The sequence below is a fragment of the Catellatospora bangladeshensis genome (assembly GCF_016862575.1).
GTDB lineage: Bacteria > Actinomycetota > Actinomycetes > Mycobacteriales > Micromonosporaceae > Catellatospora > Catellatospora bangladeshensis.
In genome coordinates this window covers 86,671-103,093 of the sequence record NZ_BONF01000020.1, presented here as the reverse complement: position 1 = coordinate 103,093, position 16,423 = coordinate 86,671, and the positions used below count along the sequence as shown (strand labels likewise).

Annotated in this window: 13 protein-coding genes and 1 pseudogene; 3 read left to right on the top strand and 11 right to left on the bottom strand. The window is 73.5% G+C overall.

Annotated elements, in window-relative coordinates:
* Nucleotides 1-39 precede the first annotated feature (39 nt).
* The 3 genes from Cba03nite_RS18900 to Cba03nite_RS18890 all read right to left on the bottom strand — a co-directional run bounded on the left by Cba03nite_RS18900 (nt 40) and on the right by Cba03nite_RS18890 (nt 3,458).
* Entirely contained in the window at nt 40-2,385 is a 2,346-nt protein-coding gene (locus tag Cba03nite_RS18900; protein WP_203747710.1) for a sodium-translocating pyrophosphatase, read from the bottom strand.
* Between the two features lie 315 nt (nt 2,386-2,700).
* Complete coding sequence (locus Cba03nite_RS18895; RefSeq protein ID WP_203747708.1) at nt 2,701-3,111, bottom strand: ATP-binding protein; 411 nt, start codon at nt 3,109-3,111, stop codon at nt 2,701-2,703.
* A gap of 11 nt (nt 3,112-3,122) precedes the next feature.
* Nucleotides 3,123-3,458 carry an STAS domain-containing protein gene (locus Cba03nite_RS18890; RefSeq protein ID WP_203747706.1) on the bottom strand — a complete coding sequence of 112 codons (336 nt, stop codon included), beginning with the start codon at nt 3,456-3,458 and terminating at the stop codon, nt 3,123-3,125.
* Between the two features lie 246 nt (nt 3,459-3,704).
* Between Cba03nite_RS18890 and Cba03nite_RS18885 the strand changes: the two genes are divergently transcribed.
* Complete coding sequence (locus tag Cba03nite_RS18885; RefSeq protein ID WP_203747704.1) at nt 3,705-6,098, top strand: DEAD/DEAH box helicase; 2,394 nt, start codon at nt 3,705-3,707, stop codon at nt 6,096-6,098.
* Nucleotides 6,099-6,203: 105 nt separating this feature from the next.
* Here the strand turns inward: Cba03nite_RS18885 and Cba03nite_RS18880 are convergent, their stop codons facing one another.
* From Cba03nite_RS18880 to ssd, 7 genes and pseudogenes are all read right to left on the bottom strand, one after another.
* The gene (locus tag Cba03nite_RS18880) at nt 6,204-7,109 is read right to left on the bottom strand and encodes a PDDEXK-like endonuclease domain-containing protein (protein ID WP_203747702.1); all 906 of its coding nucleotides are present in this window, start codon (nt 7,107-7,109) and stop codon (nt 6,204-6,206) included.
* Nucleotides 7,110-7,118: 9 nt separating this feature from the next.
* Nucleotides 7,119-7,508: an Rv3654c family TadE-like protein gene (locus tag Cba03nite_RS18875; RefSeq protein ID WP_239125857.1), complete on the bottom strand. Its 390-nt coding sequence runs from the start codon at nt 7,506-7,508 to the stop codon at nt 7,119-7,121.
* Entirely contained in the window at nt 7,505-7,795 is a 291-nt protein-coding gene (locus tag Cba03nite_RS18870; protein ID WP_203747699.1) for a TadE/TadG family type IV pilus assembly protein, read from the bottom strand. Before Cba03nite_RS18870 ends, Cba03nite_RS18875 begins: the two co-directional genes overlap by 4 nt.
* Nucleotides 7,792-7,920, bottom strand: a complete 129-nt coding sequence (locus tag Cba03nite_RS18865) for a DUF4244 domain-containing protein (RefSeq protein ID WP_203748004.1) — start codon at nt 7,918-7,920, stop codon at nt 7,792-7,794. The genes Cba03nite_RS18870 and Cba03nite_RS18865 overlap by 4 nt, the downstream gene beginning before the upstream one ends.
* Nucleotides 7,921-8,237: 317 nt before the next feature.
* A complete protein-coding gene (locus Cba03nite_RS40655; RefSeq protein WP_373315760.1) occupies nt 8,238-8,963 on the bottom strand; it encodes a type II secretion system F family protein in 726 nt (241 codons plus the stop codon).
* A gap of 650 nt (nt 8,964-9,613) precedes the next feature.
* Nucleotides 9,614-10,762, bottom strand: a pseudogene (locus Cba03nite_RS18855) (TadA family conjugal transfer-associated ATPase); the annotation flags it as partial.
* Complete coding sequence (gene ssd / locus Cba03nite_RS18850) at nt 10,683-11,783, bottom strand: septum site-determining protein Ssd (protein WP_203747693.1); 1,101 nt, start codon at nt 11,781-11,783, stop codon at nt 10,683-10,685. The pseudogene Cba03nite_RS18855 and the gene ssd, both read right to left, overlap by 80 nt.
* Before the next feature lie 442 nt (nt 11,784-12,225).
* On the opposite strand from ssd, the gene Cba03nite_RS18845 reads away from it, so the two are divergent.
* Nucleotides 12,226-13,029, top strand: coding sequence for an HAD family hydrolase (locus Cba03nite_RS18845; protein ID WP_203747691.1), 804 nt, complete (start codon nt 12,226-12,228; stop codon nt 13,027-13,029).
* A gap of 312 nt (nt 13,030-13,341) precedes the next feature.
* Here Cba03nite_RS18845 and Cba03nite_RS18840 read toward each other — a convergent pair whose 3' ends face one another.
* Entirely contained in the window at nt 13,342-14,079 is a 738-nt protein-coding gene (locus tag Cba03nite_RS18840; protein WP_203747689.1) for a Fic family protein, read from the bottom strand.
* 129 nt (nt 14,080-14,208) lie between these two features.
* Here Cba03nite_RS18840 and acs point away from each other — a divergent pair, with 129 nt between their 5' ends.
* Nucleotides 14,209-16,161, top strand: coding sequence for an acetate--CoA ligase (gene acs, locus Cba03nite_RS18835; protein ID WP_203747687.1), 1,953 nt, complete (start codon nt 14,209-14,211; stop codon nt 16,159-16,161).
* The last annotated feature ends 262 nt before the right edge of the window (nt 16,162-16,423 follow it).

Genomic DNA, 16,423 nt, shown 5'->3' with positions numbered 1-16,423 from the left:
CCTCCCCCGAAGGGGAGGGCGCCGCCTCAGTGCGTTGCGTCAGGCGTTGACCTTTTCGCGCTGCGCCGGAGTCGCAGCGTCAGCTTTTCCCGAGTCATCGCCGCCGACCGTGATCGGCTTCCGCTTGGTGATGAAGACCGCGACCACGATGATCGCGGCCGCCACGAGGGCGATCGCGGTGCGCGCGGTCGGGTTCTCGGTGGAGCCGTACCAGAGCGCCACCACGGCGGGGGCGATCAGCAGCGACACCAGGTTCATCACCTTGATCAGCGGGTTGATGGCCGGGCCGGCGGTGTCCTTGAACGGGTCACCGACGGTGTCACCGATGACGGTGGCGGCGTGCGCCGGCGAGCCCTTGCCGCCGTGCGCGCCGTCCTCGACCATCTTCTTCGCGTTGTCCCAGGCGCCACCGGAGTTGGCCAGGAACACCGCCATCAGGGTGCCCGCGCCGATCGCACCGGCCAGGTACGACGCCAGCGCGCCCGCGCCGAGGCCGAAGCCGACGGCGATCGGGGCCAGGACCGCGAGCAGGCCCGGGGTCATCAGCTCGCGCTGCGCGTCCCGGGTGCAGATGTCGACGACCTTGCCGTACTCGGGGCGCTGCGTGCCGTCCATGATGCCCGGCAGCTCGCGGAACTGGCGGCGCACCTCGTGCACCACCGCGCCGGCCGAACGCGACACCGCGTTGATGGCCAGGCCCGAGAACAGGAAGACCACCGAGACGCCGATGAGCAGGCCGACCAGGTTGGCCGGGTTCGCGACGTTCAGCATCTCGTCGATCACCTCGGAGGCGGTCTGACCCGCCTCGGCCAGCGAGGTGGCCAGGGTGTCGGTGTACGACCCGAACAGCGCGGTCGCGGCCAGCACGGCCGTCGCGATCGCGATGCCCTTGGTGATCGCCTTCGTGGTGTTGCCGACCGCGTCGAGCTCGGTGAGCGTACGCGCGCCCTGCTCGTCGATGTCGCCCGACATCTCGGCGATGCCCTGCGCGTTGTCGGAGATCGGGCCGAAGGTGTCCATGGCCACGATGACGCCGACGGTGGTCAGCAGGCCGCAGCCGGCCAGCGCGATGGCGAACAGCGACACGACCAGCGTGCCGCCGCCCAGCAGGAACGCGCCGTACACGGCACCGCCGATGAGCAGCGCCGAGTAGACCGCCGACTCCAGGCCGACGCTGATGCCGGAGAGCACCACCGTCGCCGCGCCGGTCTCGGACGTCTTGCCGATGTCCTGCACCGGGCGCTTGCCGGTCTCGGTGAAGTAGCCGGTCAGCGCCTGGATGGCGGCGGCCAGCACGATGCCGATGATGACCGCGCCGATGGCGACGACCTGCGGGTTGCCGGACACCTCCGGCTTGCCCAGCGCGGCGAACGTCTTCGGCAGGTACCACACCGAAGCGCCCGCCACCGCGACCGCGGACACGCCGGCCGAGATGTAGAAGGCGCGGTTGATCGCCTGCAGGCCGTTCTTGTCGGACTTGCGCAGGCGGGTCAGGAACACGCCGACGATCGCGATCAGCACCCCGACGGTGGACACGATCAGCGGGAAGACCAGGCCCTCGACGCCGAATGCGGCACGGCCCAGGATCAGGGCGGCCACCAGGGTCACCGCGTACGACTCGAACAGGTCCGCGGCCATGCCGGCGCAGTCGCCCACGTTGTCGCCGACGTTGTCGGCGATGGTGGCCGCGTTGCGCGGGTCGTCCTCGGGGATGTTCTGCTCGACCTTGCCGACCAGGTCGGCGCCGACGTCGGCGGCCTTGGTGAAGATGCCGCCGCCGACCCGCATGAACATCGCGAGCAGCGCGGCGCCGAAGCCGAAGCCCTCCAGCACGGTCGCGGCGTCGGCACGGTAGATCAGCACCACCAGCGCGGCGCCGAACAGGCCGAGTCCGACGGTCAGGAAGCCGACGACACCACCGGTGCGGAACGCGATCGCCATGGCGTTCTCGCGACCGCCCTCGGCCTCGCGCGCCGCCGCGGCGACCCGCAGGTTGGCACGGGTGGCCAGCGCCATGCCCGCACCGCCGATGAACGCGCTGAACAGCGCACCCACCACGAAGAAGGCCGAACGGCCGATCTTCAGCGAAAGCTCGTCGCCGTCGCCGTGTACCGGCAGTACGAAGAGCAGGATGACCGCGAGCACCACGAAGATGCCGAGCGTCTTGAACTGGCGGAAGAGATAGGCCGACGCGCCCTCCTGGACGGCCCCGGCGATCTCCTGCATCTTGTTGGTGCCCTTACCGGTCGCGAGCACGGACTTGACCAGCACGGCGGCGAATCCCAGCGCCACCAGCGCGATCACGGCCGCGACAATCACGTACGACACGTTCTTGCCGGTAAGGGCCAGCTCGCCGCCGGGCGCGGCGAGGATGGTCCCGGACATCTTTGTCCTCCAAAGATCTCTACTTGTGAGGCCGCCGTACGGAGTCGTCGGTGGACGGCCCGGTCGGGCCTGCCACCGGGCTACCCCCCACGGCGGAGCCGGAACCGGAGCACGAGTGACGGCGGTTACGGCATCGAAACAACCCGTGAACTGTAAACCGGACACGTGGTCGGGGTCACACCCTGTGCCTGCCGTGTCGCGGTGATCTTCGTTGCTGCGCCGCGCGGGTTTGTGCGGTACGCTCAGCGACTCTATGCCTGCGGAACGGTCACAGCACGTCGCCGCGCATGCACACGCTCACGTTCTGTGGCGAGATCAGCGGCCCAGCCGCGACGCGCGCCGGATCGGCCACGCCATCTGCACCTCGGTGCCCGGCCCGTCGTCGAGCGGGCGGACCTGCAGATCCTTCACGATCGCCTGGAGCAGGCTGGCGCTCACGTCCACGGTGATCTGCTCCTCGTCGGCGATGGGCGCGTCGTCACCGGCGCGGTCCCACACCTGCACCAGGTAACGGTCCCCGTCGCTGAACGCCACGGCGACCACGTCGCGCAGGCCGACCCGCTGGTGCCGGGCCACCGCCCGCGCGCAGGCCTCGCCGATCGCCAGACGGACCTCGTCGAGCTGGTCGTCGGGCACACCGGCCCGCCGCGCGACGGCCACGCCGACGAGCCGCGCCGTACGCACGTGCGCGGGTTCGGGGGTGAATTCGAGCCGGACGGTCGCCATTACCCTGCGGATCAGCTCGCGGTCGCGGCGTCGACGGACGGGTACAGCGGCAGCACCTGGTCGAGCGCCGTGATCCGGAAGATCTTCAGCAGCGACTCGCGGGCGCACACCACCCCGAACGTGGCCCCGGCGGCACGCGCCTTGCGCAGCCCGCCGACCAGCACGCCCAGCCCGGTCGAGTCCATGAACTCGACCTTCGCGAGGTCGACCACGACTCCGGTCACCCCGCTGTCGAGCAGCTCCGCGATGCGCTCGCGCAGCTTGGGAGCGGTGTAGACGTCCACCTCGCCGCCGACTTCGAGCACGGTGTGCGTGGCGACGACACGCGTGGCCAGCGACAGCTCCATCGGCACCTCCCTCTGCGACGTCCGGTCACTGCCCGGAATCTCTCCGTGCACCGGTCCCCATGCATCTAACCACTGGTCGGGTTTCCGGGCTACGCGCCCTTTGCCCTTGTCGCCGACGTGGGCTGTCGTATCTCGGCAACAGGCCCCCGCCGCCGGGCCCGTGCCGCCGGAGGCTGCGACGGACATCGCACGACGGCGGCCGATGCGGGCTGGCCGCCGCGGCCCGCCGGGTGGCAGAGTGCTGGGGTGGACCTGCTGCCCTACTGGCTCAAGCGCGACCAGGTCACGCACGTCGAGCTGCTGCCCGCGCGGGCCGGGCGCGCCGCCGAATGGCCTGCCTGGATCCCGCCGGACCTGGTCGAGGCGCTGCGCGGCTGCGGCATCACCGCGCCCTGGGCCCACCAGGCCGAGGCCGCCGAGCTGGCGTACGCCGGCCACGACGTCGTCATCTCGACCGGCACCGGCTCCGGCAAGTCCCTCGCCTACCAGCTGCCCGCTCTGTCGGCGGTGCTCACCGAACCCCGTGCCCGGGTCCTCTACCTCGCCCCGACCAAGGCGCTCGCCGCCGACCAGCACCGCTCGCTGACGGGGCTGAACCTGCCCGGCCTGCGCGCCGCGGTCTGCGACGGCGACACCGGCCGCGAGGAGCGCGACTGGATCCGCCAGCACGCCAACGTCATCCTCACCAACCCCGACCTGCTGCACCACAGCCTGCTCCCGCAGCACCAGCGCTGGTCGGGGGTGCTGCGCAACCTGCGCTACGTCATCGTCGACGAGTCCCACAGCTACCGCGGCGTCTTCGGCGCCCACGTCGCCCACATCCTCCGCCGCCTCCGCCGCCTCACCGGAGAACCCGAAAGGAAGGGCACCTTCTTAACGGAATACGTAGAGGAAGGGCACCTTCTTAACGCGGAGACCGCTGACCAGTCCGTTGCCCGGTCAGGCGGCGCGGCCAGGTCCGGTGGCACCGGGATCGGCCGGGGCGGCGCAGCGCGGCGCGGGCCGGTGTTCCTGCTGGCGTCGGCGACGTCCGGGGATCCGGCGGGCAGCGCGAGCAAGCTCGTCGGGCGACCGGTGCGGGCCGTCACCGACGACGGCGCGCCGCGCGGCTCGATGACCTTCGCCATGTGGGAGCCGCCGGAGCTGCCCGGCGCGGATCTGAACGGTGACGCCGCCCCGGTGCGCCGGTCCGCGCTGCGGGAGACCGCCGACCTGCTGGCCGACGCGGTCGTGCAGGGGGTACGCACCCTCGCCTTCGTGCCCTCCCGGCGCGGCGCCGAGGTCGTGGCCGGGCACGCGCGCGCCGCGCTCGAAGAGGCGCAGCCGGGCCTGGGCCGCCAGGTCGCCGCGTACCGCGCCGGCTACCTGCGCGAGGAGCGCCGCAGCCTGGAGCAGCAGCTCACCGACGGCAGCCTCACCGGCCTGGCCACCACCAACGCGCTCGAACTGGGCATCGACGTGACCGGCCTGGACGCCGTGCTGCTGGCCGGCTACCCCGGCACCCGCGCCGCGGTCTGGCAGCGCGCCGGGCGGGCCGGGCGGGCCGGGCGCGACGGGCTGTGCGTGCTCGTCGCCCGCGACGACCCGCTGGACACCTACCTGGTGCACCACCCGCAGGCGCTGTTCGGCACCCCCGTCGAGGCCACCGTGTTCGACCCGGCCAACCCGTACGTGCTCGCCCCGCACCTGTGCACCGCCGCCGCCGAGCAGCCGCTCACCGAGGCCGACCTGCCCCTGTTCGGCGCCGACGCGGCGCTGCTGGACGAGCTGGTCGCCGCGGGCGCGCTGCGCCGCCGCCCCACCGGCTGGTACTGGACCCATCCGCAGCGCCCCGACATCGACCTGCGCGGCACCGGCGGCCCGCCCGTCGCTGTCATCGAGGCGTCCACCGGGCGGCTGATCGGCACCGCCGACCCCGGCGCGGCCCACCACCACCTGCACCCCGGCGCCGTGTACACCCACCAGGGCCGCACGTACGTCGTGCAGTCGCTCGACCTGGCCGACGCGGTCGCGCTGGTCGAGGCGGACAACCCGCCGTACTCCACGCACGCCCGGGACACCACCTCGCTCACCGTGCTGGAGGTGCGCTCCTACGTCGACGCCGGGCCGATCGGGCTGTTCCTCGGCGAAGTCGAGGTCACCAGCCAGGTCGTGTCGTTCCAGCGCCGCCGGATGGACAGCGGGGAGGTGCTGGGCACCTGGCCGCTGGAGCTGCCCAGCCGGACGCTGCGCACCGTCGCGGTGTGGACCACCATCGCCGAGTCCGCCGTCGCCGGGATCGAGGACCTGCCCGGCTCGCTGCACGCCGCCGAGCACGCCGCCATCGGGCTGCTCCCGCTGGTGGCCAGCTGCGACCGGTGGGACATCGGCGGACTGTCCACCGCCTGCCACGCCGACACCGACGCGCCGACCATCTTCGTGTACGACGGGCACCCCGGCGGGGCGGGCTTCGCCGAGCGGGCGTACGGGATGGCCGCGCAGTGGCTGGGCGCGACGCGCACGGCCGTCGCCGAGTGCGGGTGCGAGCGCGGCTGCCCCAGCTGCGTCCAGTCCCCCAAGTGCGGCAACGGCAACAATCCCCTGGACAAACGCGGCGCCGTGACCGTCCTCGACACCATCCTCCACCACCTCCCCCACTGACCCACCCGCCGCGCGCCGTGCCCCTGGTCGTCAGGTTGAAGATCGCTGTCTCGTGTCAAAAGCTGCGGTGCAGCCTGAGGTTTCGACACGAGACAGCGATCTTGATCAGCGGGTCAGTTGGCGGCGGACGGTTTCGATCTCGTGGAGGACGCCGGGCATGTTGCGGGTGAGGTCCTGCCAGGTGAAGCGGAGCACCGTCCAGCCCGCCCGGACCAGGCGGTTCTGCCGGGTGCGGTCCTGCTGGAAGCGGTCAGCGGCGCTGTGCCACGCCTGCCCGTCGACCTCGATCGCGAGCCGGATCTCCGCGAAGCCGAAGTCGACCGCACCGATCAGGCCGTCCTCGTCGTGGACCGGCAGATTCGCCCGCCAGCCGGCGATCCGGGCCTGCCGCAAACCCTGCACCAGCAGCCGTTCCGCAGCCGACCGCGCCCCATCGGCATGCCGGGCGGCCGCTCGGATCAGCGGTCCGACCCCGTGCCGCCCCGTTTGGCCGCGCACCCGCTCGACGAACTCCTCGAACGTGATGAGCCGCCGCTGGATCGCCCGGTCGAGGACGAGGTCGGCGTCGTCGGGCCGCAGCTCGCGTACGCAGTCGACCACCGTCTGCGCCGGTGCGGTGAAGAGCACGCCCTCGACCAGGGACAGATCGGCCGGCGCGAGCACCTCGCGGTGCACCCGCAGGCCGGCGTGCCGGACCTTCCGCCCCGGCGCCACCGTCACGCAGGTGCGCAGGTCGGGCACCTCCAGGCCGTAACGCCTGGCCGCCGACGGTCCGCTGAGGACGGCGTCCGGCACGGCAAGCAGCACGGCCCGGTCCCGCAGCAGCGGGGTGACCTGCCGCCCGGCGCGGGTCAGCACGGGCCCGATGACCACCCGCCAGTCGCCCCGGCGCAGCCGCCGCCGGATCTGGTCGTCCGAGAACCCGAGCCTTTGGGCATCCGCCCTGGTGAACAGCCCACCCTGGTCGCCGGCCAGCGCGTCCAGCCCGGCTTGATCAGTGGTTGGTGTCATGATCTGCGGTCACACCTCACTTCTTGACACGAAATCGCGATCTCCAAAGCCCGCCGCGAACCCGACCGCCGCGAACCCGACCGCCGCGAACCGGACCGGCCCCGCGCGGGCGGTGGCCTCGGCGGCGCCCGCGCGGGTGACGGCGATGACGGAGAGGAGCAGGTCGAGGCCGTCCAGGCGGCAGTCGGTCACCGTCGCGCCGTTGGCCCGCACCAGGTCCCCCGCCCGTGCGCAGGCCACGTCGGCGCCCTGGACCGCGTACGCCGCGCCCGCCAGCGCGCCGAGATCGGCCGCCGTCCGTGCCTGCTCCCGGGCGACCAGGTGCGCGCCCTCGGCCGCGACCACGGTGCCCGCGGCGACGAACACGAGCCCGACGCCGAGCGCATACAGGGAGCTCACGGCGCACCCGGTTCCCGGGCGGCGGTCGCCGTGCAGGTGAGCACGGTGACCCGGACGGATCGCCGCACGGTCGCCGTCACGGTGTCCCCGCCGGACGACACGTCCGCCCCGGCCGCCACCGCCTCGCCGCGGGCCGCGGCCAGTGCCGCGTCGCGGGCGGCGGCGACGCAGCCGAGCTTCACGGTCACCGCGGTGACCGCGCCGATGCCGGTCACCAGCAGCAGCACCACGGCGGGCAGCGCCACCGCCAGCTCGGCGGTGGCGCTGCCCCGGTCGGTTCGGCTCACCCGAGCGCCCGCTGGATCACCCCGGCCAGTGCCGCCTGCACGCTGTCGCTGGTCAGCACCTTGAGCAGGATCCCGGCGAAGGCCACCGCGGCCAGCGTGCCGACCGCGTACTCGGCGGTGTTCATCCCGGCGTCAGGCGCGCTCCGCGGCCCGGTGCCGGCGGCGTCGCCTTCGTCGCGACCGGCCCCACCGTCGGCGGGTTCGGCTTCGGCAAGGCCCGCGCCACCGTCCGCGGGGACGGCTTCGGCAAGGCCCGCACCGCCGTCTGCGGGGACGGTTTCGTCCCCTACCGCCGGCGCGGCGAGGCCTGCGTCGCGCATCTCCGCGGCGGCGGGGACGGGCGGCCGGAGCTGCCGCCGGGCGTCGGAGGCGAGCGCGGCGGGCGACGGCTGTGCCGCCGTCTCCGTCGAGTCGGTCAGGGTCATGATTGATCTCCTCTCGTTCAGAGCACCTCGCCGAGCACGGCGAGGACCACCGGCACCAGGCCGGCGAGCACGAAGGCCGGCAGGAAGCACAGGCCGAGGGGGAGCACGATGAGCACACCGGCGCGCTGGGCACCGGCCTGGCGGCGTACGGCGGCATCGGCGCGCAGGTCGTCGGCGCACCGGTGGAGCGCTCCGGCCAGGGCTGATCCGCTGGCGGAGCTGCGTTCGGCGGCGGCGATCAGGCGCCGGGCGGGTGCCAGGTCGGCGAGGTGCTGCCAGGCCTCGGCGGGCGTGGCGCCCAGCCGCAGGCTGCGCCCGATGCGCTGCAGGCGCGCCGCGGCAGGCCCGTCGAGCGCGGCCGCGACGGCGAGCACCGCGCCGTCGAGCGGCGCACCGGCCCGCAGCGCCGCCCCCACCAGGTCGACCGCCCAGGGCAGGTCGGCGAGCACCTGCACCCGTTCGGTCCGGACCGCCGCGGGTTCCATCCGCCGCAGCACCGCCACCGTCACCGCCGCGACCAGCGCTCCGCAGACGACTCCCGGCACTGTCGGCAGCAGTGCGCCCACGGCACCGCCCGCGACCAGCCCGAGCAGCCATGGCGTACGCGGGGACGGCCTTTCCGGGAGGTGACGCAGTCGCAGCCGGCGCAGCCGACGCCGGACCGACCCGCCGCCCGTCGCCGCCCGCGATGGCGGGGCGCCCTGCACGCGGCGTGTCCAGGCGAGCCCGGCGGCCTGGAGCACGGCGGCACCGCAGGCGCAGCCGACACCGACCGGCGTGTGCAGCAGGATCCGCAGCGGGTCGACCCCGATCAGATAGCCGAGCCCGAGCCCGCCCACCGGCAGCGCGGCCAGCAGCACCGCCGTGAGCTGCGCACCCGCGGCCTGCGCGGCGGCGGCGGCGTCGGCCCGGTCGGCGGCCCGGCTCTGCGCTTCGAGCCGTTCGAGCAGGTCGGCCAGTGGCGCGCCGGTGCCGTCGGCCAGCCTGCGTGCGGCGTGGACGAGCCGGTCCAGCTCGGTGTCGGGCAGCAGCAGCACGCCGCCGAGCCCGCCGACGGCACCGGCGCGCAGCTCGGCGGCGGCCGCGCCGACCAGGTCGAGCGAGTCGGCGCGCTGCCGGGCGGCACCGCGGCCACGTCGGTGCTCGCGCCACAGCCGGCCGCCGAGCAGGGCATACCCGGCGACGATCAGCGCCGCCACGGGCGAACGCGCGAGCAGTCCCGCGACCAGCCCGGCGGCAATCGCCAGCAGTCGGATCAGCCGCCGGGAGACCGCCGGCCGATCCGGATCGCGCCCGCCGGATCCGCCACTCGCACCCGGCCCGGGTGCGCCGAGTGCGGCGAGCCTGTCGCGTGTCCTCGCCCGTCCGATACGGCGGGCCGGTGCCTGGTCCCTCATCGGGCCGCCAGCCAGGCAGGCGGGACGGTGTCGCGTTCGCGCAGCAGGTGGCACAGGTCGGCGGCGCCGGGGCGGATGCCGTCGGCGCGCCGCCACACCGGCCGGGCGGTGACGAGGCGCTCCGGTCCCTCGGCGGTGAGCAGGCAGACGGCGTCGAGCACCCGGCCCGTGGCGGTGCGCCGCAGGTGCAGCAGCACCCGCACCGCTGCGGCGACCTGGGCGTGCAGGGCCGGGCGGGGCAGGCCGCCGAGCAGGCCGAGCGCCTCCAGGCGGGCGGGCACGTCGGCGGGGGTGTTCGCATGCAGCGTGCCCGCGCTGCCCTCGTGCCCGGTGTTCAGGGCGGCCAGCAGGTCGACCACCTCGGCGCCGCGGCACTCGCCGACGACGAGCCGGTCGGGCCGCATCCGCAGCGCCTGCCGGACCAGCTCGGCGAGGCCGACCACGCCGGCTCCCTCCACGTTGGAGGTGCGGGTCTGCAGGGCGACCACGTGCGGGTGGGCGGGGCGCAGCTCGGCGGAGTCCTCGACGAGCACGATCCGCTCGCGGCCGGGCACCAGCCCGAGCAGCGCGCCGAGCAGCGTGGTCTTGCCGGAGCCGGTGCCGCCGGAGACGAGGAACGTGAGCCGGGCCGCGACCACCGCGGCGAGCAGCTCGGCGAGTTCGGGCCGGACCAGCTCGGCCAGGCCCATCGGGCGCTGCCGGAAGGTGCGCAGGGACAGGTACGGCCCGGCGGTCGCCACCGGGGGCAGCACCGCGTGCAGCCGGGTGCCGTCGGCGAGCCGGGCGTCCACGAACGGCTGCCCGTCGTCGAGCCGCCGCCCGCAGGCCGCCGCGAGCCGCTGCGCGAGCCGCCGTACGGACTCCGCGGACGGCATGGTGACCGGCTCGCGGACCAGCCCGGACCCCCGATCGGTCCACACCTGCACCCCGTTGACCAGCACGTCGGTGACGTCGGGCGCGGCCAGCAGCGGTCCGAGCGGCCCGGTCCCGGCGAGCTCGGCGGGCACGGTGCGCTCGGCCGTCACGGCTCGCCGCCCGTACGCGCCGCATCGGTGAGCAGCCAGATCACGGCAGGACCTCGCGGATGAGGCGGCCGCACAGGGTGGCCAGCGGGCCGCGGGCGGCGGAGCCCGGCGCCTCGCCGCGTTCCAGGGCGGCCGCGAGCCGGGGCTCGGGGCGCAGCGTGCCGGCCAGCGGCAGGCCCACCGCGCGGGCCAGTTCGGCGGCGCTGAGCCGCCCCGGCGCCGGTTCGCGGACCACCAGGGACAGCTCCCGCCGGTACGCCAGCGCGACGTCGGCGACCCGGGCCGCCGCGGCGGCCGCGCGCAGCTCGGCGGGCACGACGAGCAGCACCCGGTCGGCGTCCTGGAGCACCACCGCCGCGGCCTCGTCGAGGCGCCGGGGCAGGTCGACCACGACGAGGTCCCGGCCGCGCCGTCCGGCGTCGAGGGCGACGGCCATGGCGTCGGCCGGCAGCGCGGGGGCGACCGGCGTCTCCTCGTCGGGGATGTCGCGGGCGCACGACAGCACGACGAGGTCGCCGCGGCGGGGCAGCGCGTCGACGAGCGCGGCGGGGTCGACCGGGCCGCTGGCGCGGGCGAGCTGCGGCCAGCGCAGGCCGCGCAGCTCCTCCCAGCCGAGCAGCAGGTCGGCGCCGCCGCCCAGCGGGTCCGCGTCGATCAGCAGGGTGCGCAGCGGGACGCGGCAGGCGGTGACGGCGAGCCCGGCGGCCAGCACGCTGGCGCCGGCACCGCCCCGGCCGCCGAGCACGGCGATGACCCGCCCGGCACCGGGAGCGGGGCCGCGGCCGATCCCGGCGAGCCGCTCGACCAGCCAGGTCTCGGCGGCGGGCAGCAGGGCGACGTGTTCGGCGCCGAGCGGCTGGGCGAGGTCCCAGGGCCGCGGGTCGGCGGCGTCGCGGCACACCACGACGACCCCGGGCCGCCGGGGCAGCCGCGCCCGCAGGCAGCCGTCGGCCAGGTCGCCGCCGATGAGCACGACCGGCGCGGGGCCGTAGCGCGGGCGGGCGGCGGGCAGGTCGTGCGCGACCTCCAGCTCCACGCCCGCGGCGGAGCCGAGCCGCAGCAGGTCGTCGAGCAGGTCGGGGTCGGCGGTGACGAGCAGGGCGCGGGCGGCTTCGCGGCGGCGGGCGGTCGAGCGGGTCATGCCGGGCACTGTGCGCCGCTGTCCGATGCGGACGCCACGGCGCGCACGCCTCGCTTGTGGACATCGCTGCGCTTGGGGACAACCGCCTGATCAAGGGGTGGATCTGCTATGGCGTTCGGCGTACCCCCCGAATGACGACGACCCCCGTCCGGGGAGACGGGGGCCGTCCTTGGGGACCGGCCCTCAGGGGGGATGGTGAGCCGGAACCCGCTCAGCGGTCGCGGGGGGGGAGGCAACCGCTGAGGGCTGTTTGCGAAAGCATGCCTGACCGGACGGCACGCCGTCGAGGGGCATCCTGCCCGACACGCGCCGACACGCCGTAGATGACCCCAAGATCCTACGCTGCGCAATCACTGAGTGGTCGATCAGTAGCCGCACGTCCGCCGGTACGCCGGGCGGTGGCCGCACGCCACCGGGACGGATGCCCCGCTACACTCCGACCGTGGGCCGCAGCGCCGCGTTTTTCGACCTGGACAAGACCGTCATCGCGACATCGAGCGCGCTGGCGTTCGGCAGACCGTTCTATCGTGACGGTCTGATCACTAAGCGTGACGTCGTTAAGACGGCGTTCGCTCAGTTCATGTTCAAGCGCTCCGGCGCCGACGACCAGGCCATGGTGCGCACCCGCGACTACATGGCCGAGCTGGTCAAGGGCTGGCGCGTCGACCAGGTCCGGCAGATCGTCAACGAGACGCTGCACGAGCTGATCGACCCGTACATCTACGCCGAGGCCGCCACCCTGATCGAGGAGCATCAGGCGGCCGGGCGGGACATCGTGCTGGTGTCCGCCTCCGGCGAGGAGATGGTGCAGCCGATCGGCGCGCAGCTCGGGGTCAGCGACGTCATCGCGACCCGGATGAAGGTCGCCGAGGGCCAGTACACCGGCGAGATCGAGTTCTACGCGGCCGGTCCCGGCAAGGTCGAGGCGGTGCGCAAGCTCGCCGCCGAACGCGGTTACGACCTCAGCGAGTGCTACGCGTACTCCGACTCCGTCTCCGATATCCCGCTGCTGTCCGCGGTGGGCCACCCGAGCGCGGTCAACCCGGACAAGGCGCTGCGCCGCGAAGCCAACGAGCGGCACTGGCCGGTGCTGGAGTTCCGCCACCCGATCCCGCTGGGCCGCCGGCTGCGCAACCGGCCCGCCGTCCCCGTCGCCGCCGCACTGGGTCTAGGTGTCGGCGTCGCCATCGGCATCGCGTGGTACGGCCGCCGCAGGCGGGCACGCGCCGCGGCTTCTGCCCCCTGATGGGTGATTCGGCTGCCACAACAGCCACACCAGTCACACATTCGGCGTGAACCCTGGCCATCACCCCGAAACGGGCGTAGAAAAGTGAGTACGAAAGCGTTCTGCAGCTGGAAGTAGCTGGCAGAAGCCGGCTTTCGGGCACGGCCTCCGGGCACCCACGCGCGATCTAGCCGTCGTGAAGGCATAGTCGCAGCATGACCTTCGGGTCGGCTGTGGGCCGTTTGGCAAAGGGTGCACGCTTGGTACCCCGGCAGGACGTGCGCGATGGCGCCGCCCAGTGCGGCGCCATCCATATTGTCCGGAGGGAAACGGTCAGGCCGAGGCCAGCACCGCGTCGCCTACCACGGCGATCTCCTCCGCGCCCCCGGTGACCGCGGTGGCGTAATGACGCAGCCAGGAGCGCAGGCCGTCGGGTGTCCCGGTGGCGAAGGCACCCGCCGCACCGACATACTCCGGCTCGCGGGCCAGCTGCGCGACCTCCAGCGCGATCAGGCCGCGCGGGTCGAACCCGCTGCCGACCAGGGTGAGCCGGCCGGCGGCCCGGGCCACCACGCCGTTGACCCCGGGGAAGGCGCGCAGCGCCAGCAGCTCACCGTGCACCACGGCAGCCCGGATCAGCGGATCCCCGGCCTGACCCGTGACGATCTGGAGCAGGGTGTCCAGGCGGCCGGCGCTCTCCGGATCCGGCCGGCCCAGCACGGCGTCGGGCAGCACACCGGTGCCGGCCAGCAGGTGCAGCCGCGCCAGCACCTGCCGGGGGGCGGTCTGCCAGGTCTGGTGCAGGCCGGGCAGCGCCTCGGCGACCCGCAGCGCCCCCTGCAGCACCGCGTCCAGCACCGTGCCGCCGCGCACGTCGCTCAGCTCGTACCGGTGCCCTTCGAGGGCGGCGCTGGCCACCGCGCAGCGCAGGCTGATCTCCGCTGCCACCGCGCCGCCCTGGCGCCGCAGCGCGCGGTGTTTGTACGCGCCGTCCACCGCAGCGCGCGCGCCATTCACCGCAGATTCGACATCGGCCAGTTTCAGCAGCGGGGCCAACGGATCCATAGTCACAGCCGGAGGCTATCCCAACAAAATAGTTAGGGACCCTTACTGTAAAGCCGGGTCATCTGGCCGTAACATCACCCGGAGACCCACGTCACAGGGCATGAGCCGTCAATTCACCCCTAGGGAGGCGCCGCAGTGAGCGAGACCCTCGAGAACCTGTTGCACGAGACGCGGCAGTTCCCACCGCCGGCGGAGATCGCCGCCTCGGCGAACGTCACGGCCGAGGCGTACGCGCAGGCCGAGGCGGACCGGCTGGGTTTCTGGGAGACGCAGGCCAAGCGGCTGGACTGGGCGCGCCCGTGGGACGAGGTGCTGGACTGGTCGAACCCGCCGTTCGCGAAGTGGTTCGTGGGCGGGCAGCTCAACATCGCGTACAACTGCCTGGACCGGCACCTGGCCAACGGCCTGGGCGACCGCGTCGCCATCCACTGGGAGGGCGAGCCGGGCGACACCCGCACCATCACCTACGCCGATCTGCACGCCGAGGTGTGCCGGGCGGCCAACGCCCTGACGGACCTCGGTGTCAGCGCCGGAGACCGGGTCGCGATCTACATGCCGATGATTCCCGAGGCGGCGGTCGCCATGCTGGCGTGTGCTCGCATCGGTGCCACGCACTCGGTGGTGTTCGGCGGTTTCAGCAAGGACGCGCTGGCCGGCCGGATCCAGGACGCGAGCGCGAAGGTCGTCATCACCGCGGACGGCGGTTACCGCCGCGGGGCGCCCAGCGCGCTCAAGCCCACCGTGGACGAGTCCGTGGCCGAGTGCCCGACCGTCGAGAAGGTCCTCGTGGTGCGCCGCACCGGCCAGGACGTCGCCTGGGACGACAGCCGGGACGTGTGGTGGCACGACGTGGTGGCCACGGCGTCGGCCGAGCACGAGGCGCAGCCGTTCGACAGCGAGCACCCGCTGTTCATCCTCTACACCTCGGGCACCACCGCGCGCCCGAAGGGCATCCTGCACACCACAGGCGGTTACCTGACGCAGGCCTCGTACACCCACCACGCGGTGTTCGACCTGAAGCCGGAGACCGACGTCTACTGGTGCACGGCCGACATCGGCTGGGTCACCGGGCACAGCTACATCGTGTACGGCCCGCTGTCCAACGGCGCCACCCAGGTGATGTACGAGGGCACCCCGGACACCCCGCACCGCGGCCGGTTCTGGGAGATCGTCGAGAAGTACCGCGTCACGATCCTCTACACCGCGCCCACCGCGATCCGCACGTTCGCCAAGTGGGGCGACGACATCCCGGCGCAGTTCGACCTCAGCTCGCTGCGGCTGCTCGGCTCGGTCGGCGAGCCGATCAACCCCGAGGCGTGGATGTGGTACCGCAAGCACATCGGCGGCGACCGGTGCCCGATCGTGGACACCTGGTGGCAGACCGAGACCGGCGCCATCATGATCTCGCCGCTGCCGGGCGTCACGAACTGCAAGCCGGGTTCGGCGATGGGCCCGCTGCCGGGCATCAAGGCCGAGGTGGTGGCCGACGACGGCTCGATCGTGGGCAACGGCGGCGGCGGTTACCTGGCGCTGACCGGCCCGTGGCCGTCGATGCTGCGCACCATCTGGGGCGACGACAAGCGCTTCATCGAGACGTACTGGGCGCGCTTCGCGGAGCAGGGCTTCTACTTCGCGGGTGACGGCGCCAAGCGCGACGAGGACGGCGCGATCTGGCTGCTGGGCCGGGTCGACGACGTCATGCTCGTGTCCGGGCACAACATCTCCACCACCGAGGTCGAGTCGGCGCTGGTCGGCCACCCCGCGGTCGCGGAGGCGGCGGTCGTCGGCGCCACCGACCCGACCACCGGCCAGGCCATCGTCGCCTTCGTCATCCTCAAGGGCGGCGCCGACGTCGGCGTGGCGGAGCTGCGCGAGCACGTCTCCAAGACGCTCGGCCCGATCTGCAAGCCGCGCCAGATCATGCTGGTCGCCGAGCTGCCGAAGACGCGCTCCGGCAAGATCATGCGGCGCCTGCTGCGTGACGTGGCGGAGAACCGCTCGCTGGGCGACGTGACCACGCTGCAGGACTCCGCCGTGATGAACCTGATCGCGGCAGGCATGCAGTCCGGCAAGTCCGACGAGGACTGACAGCGCATCCGCGAGAGGGGCGGTCACCGGGATTCCGGTGGCCGCCCCTCTCGCCGTCCGGGCATTTCTTGATCAGAGTCACTGCCAGCTACACATCAACCGTTCGGCTGAGCGGCACTGGCACCATCGTGACATGTCCATGTCGCGCTGCGACACGGCAGCCACGACAGAGTCCTCCCGTGTCCGGGCCATCCCTAAACAATCCCTTCATTTGCCATTGTGAAGTGCTTGCTTCACGTGAGCCACCTCCTCCTTCCAGCCG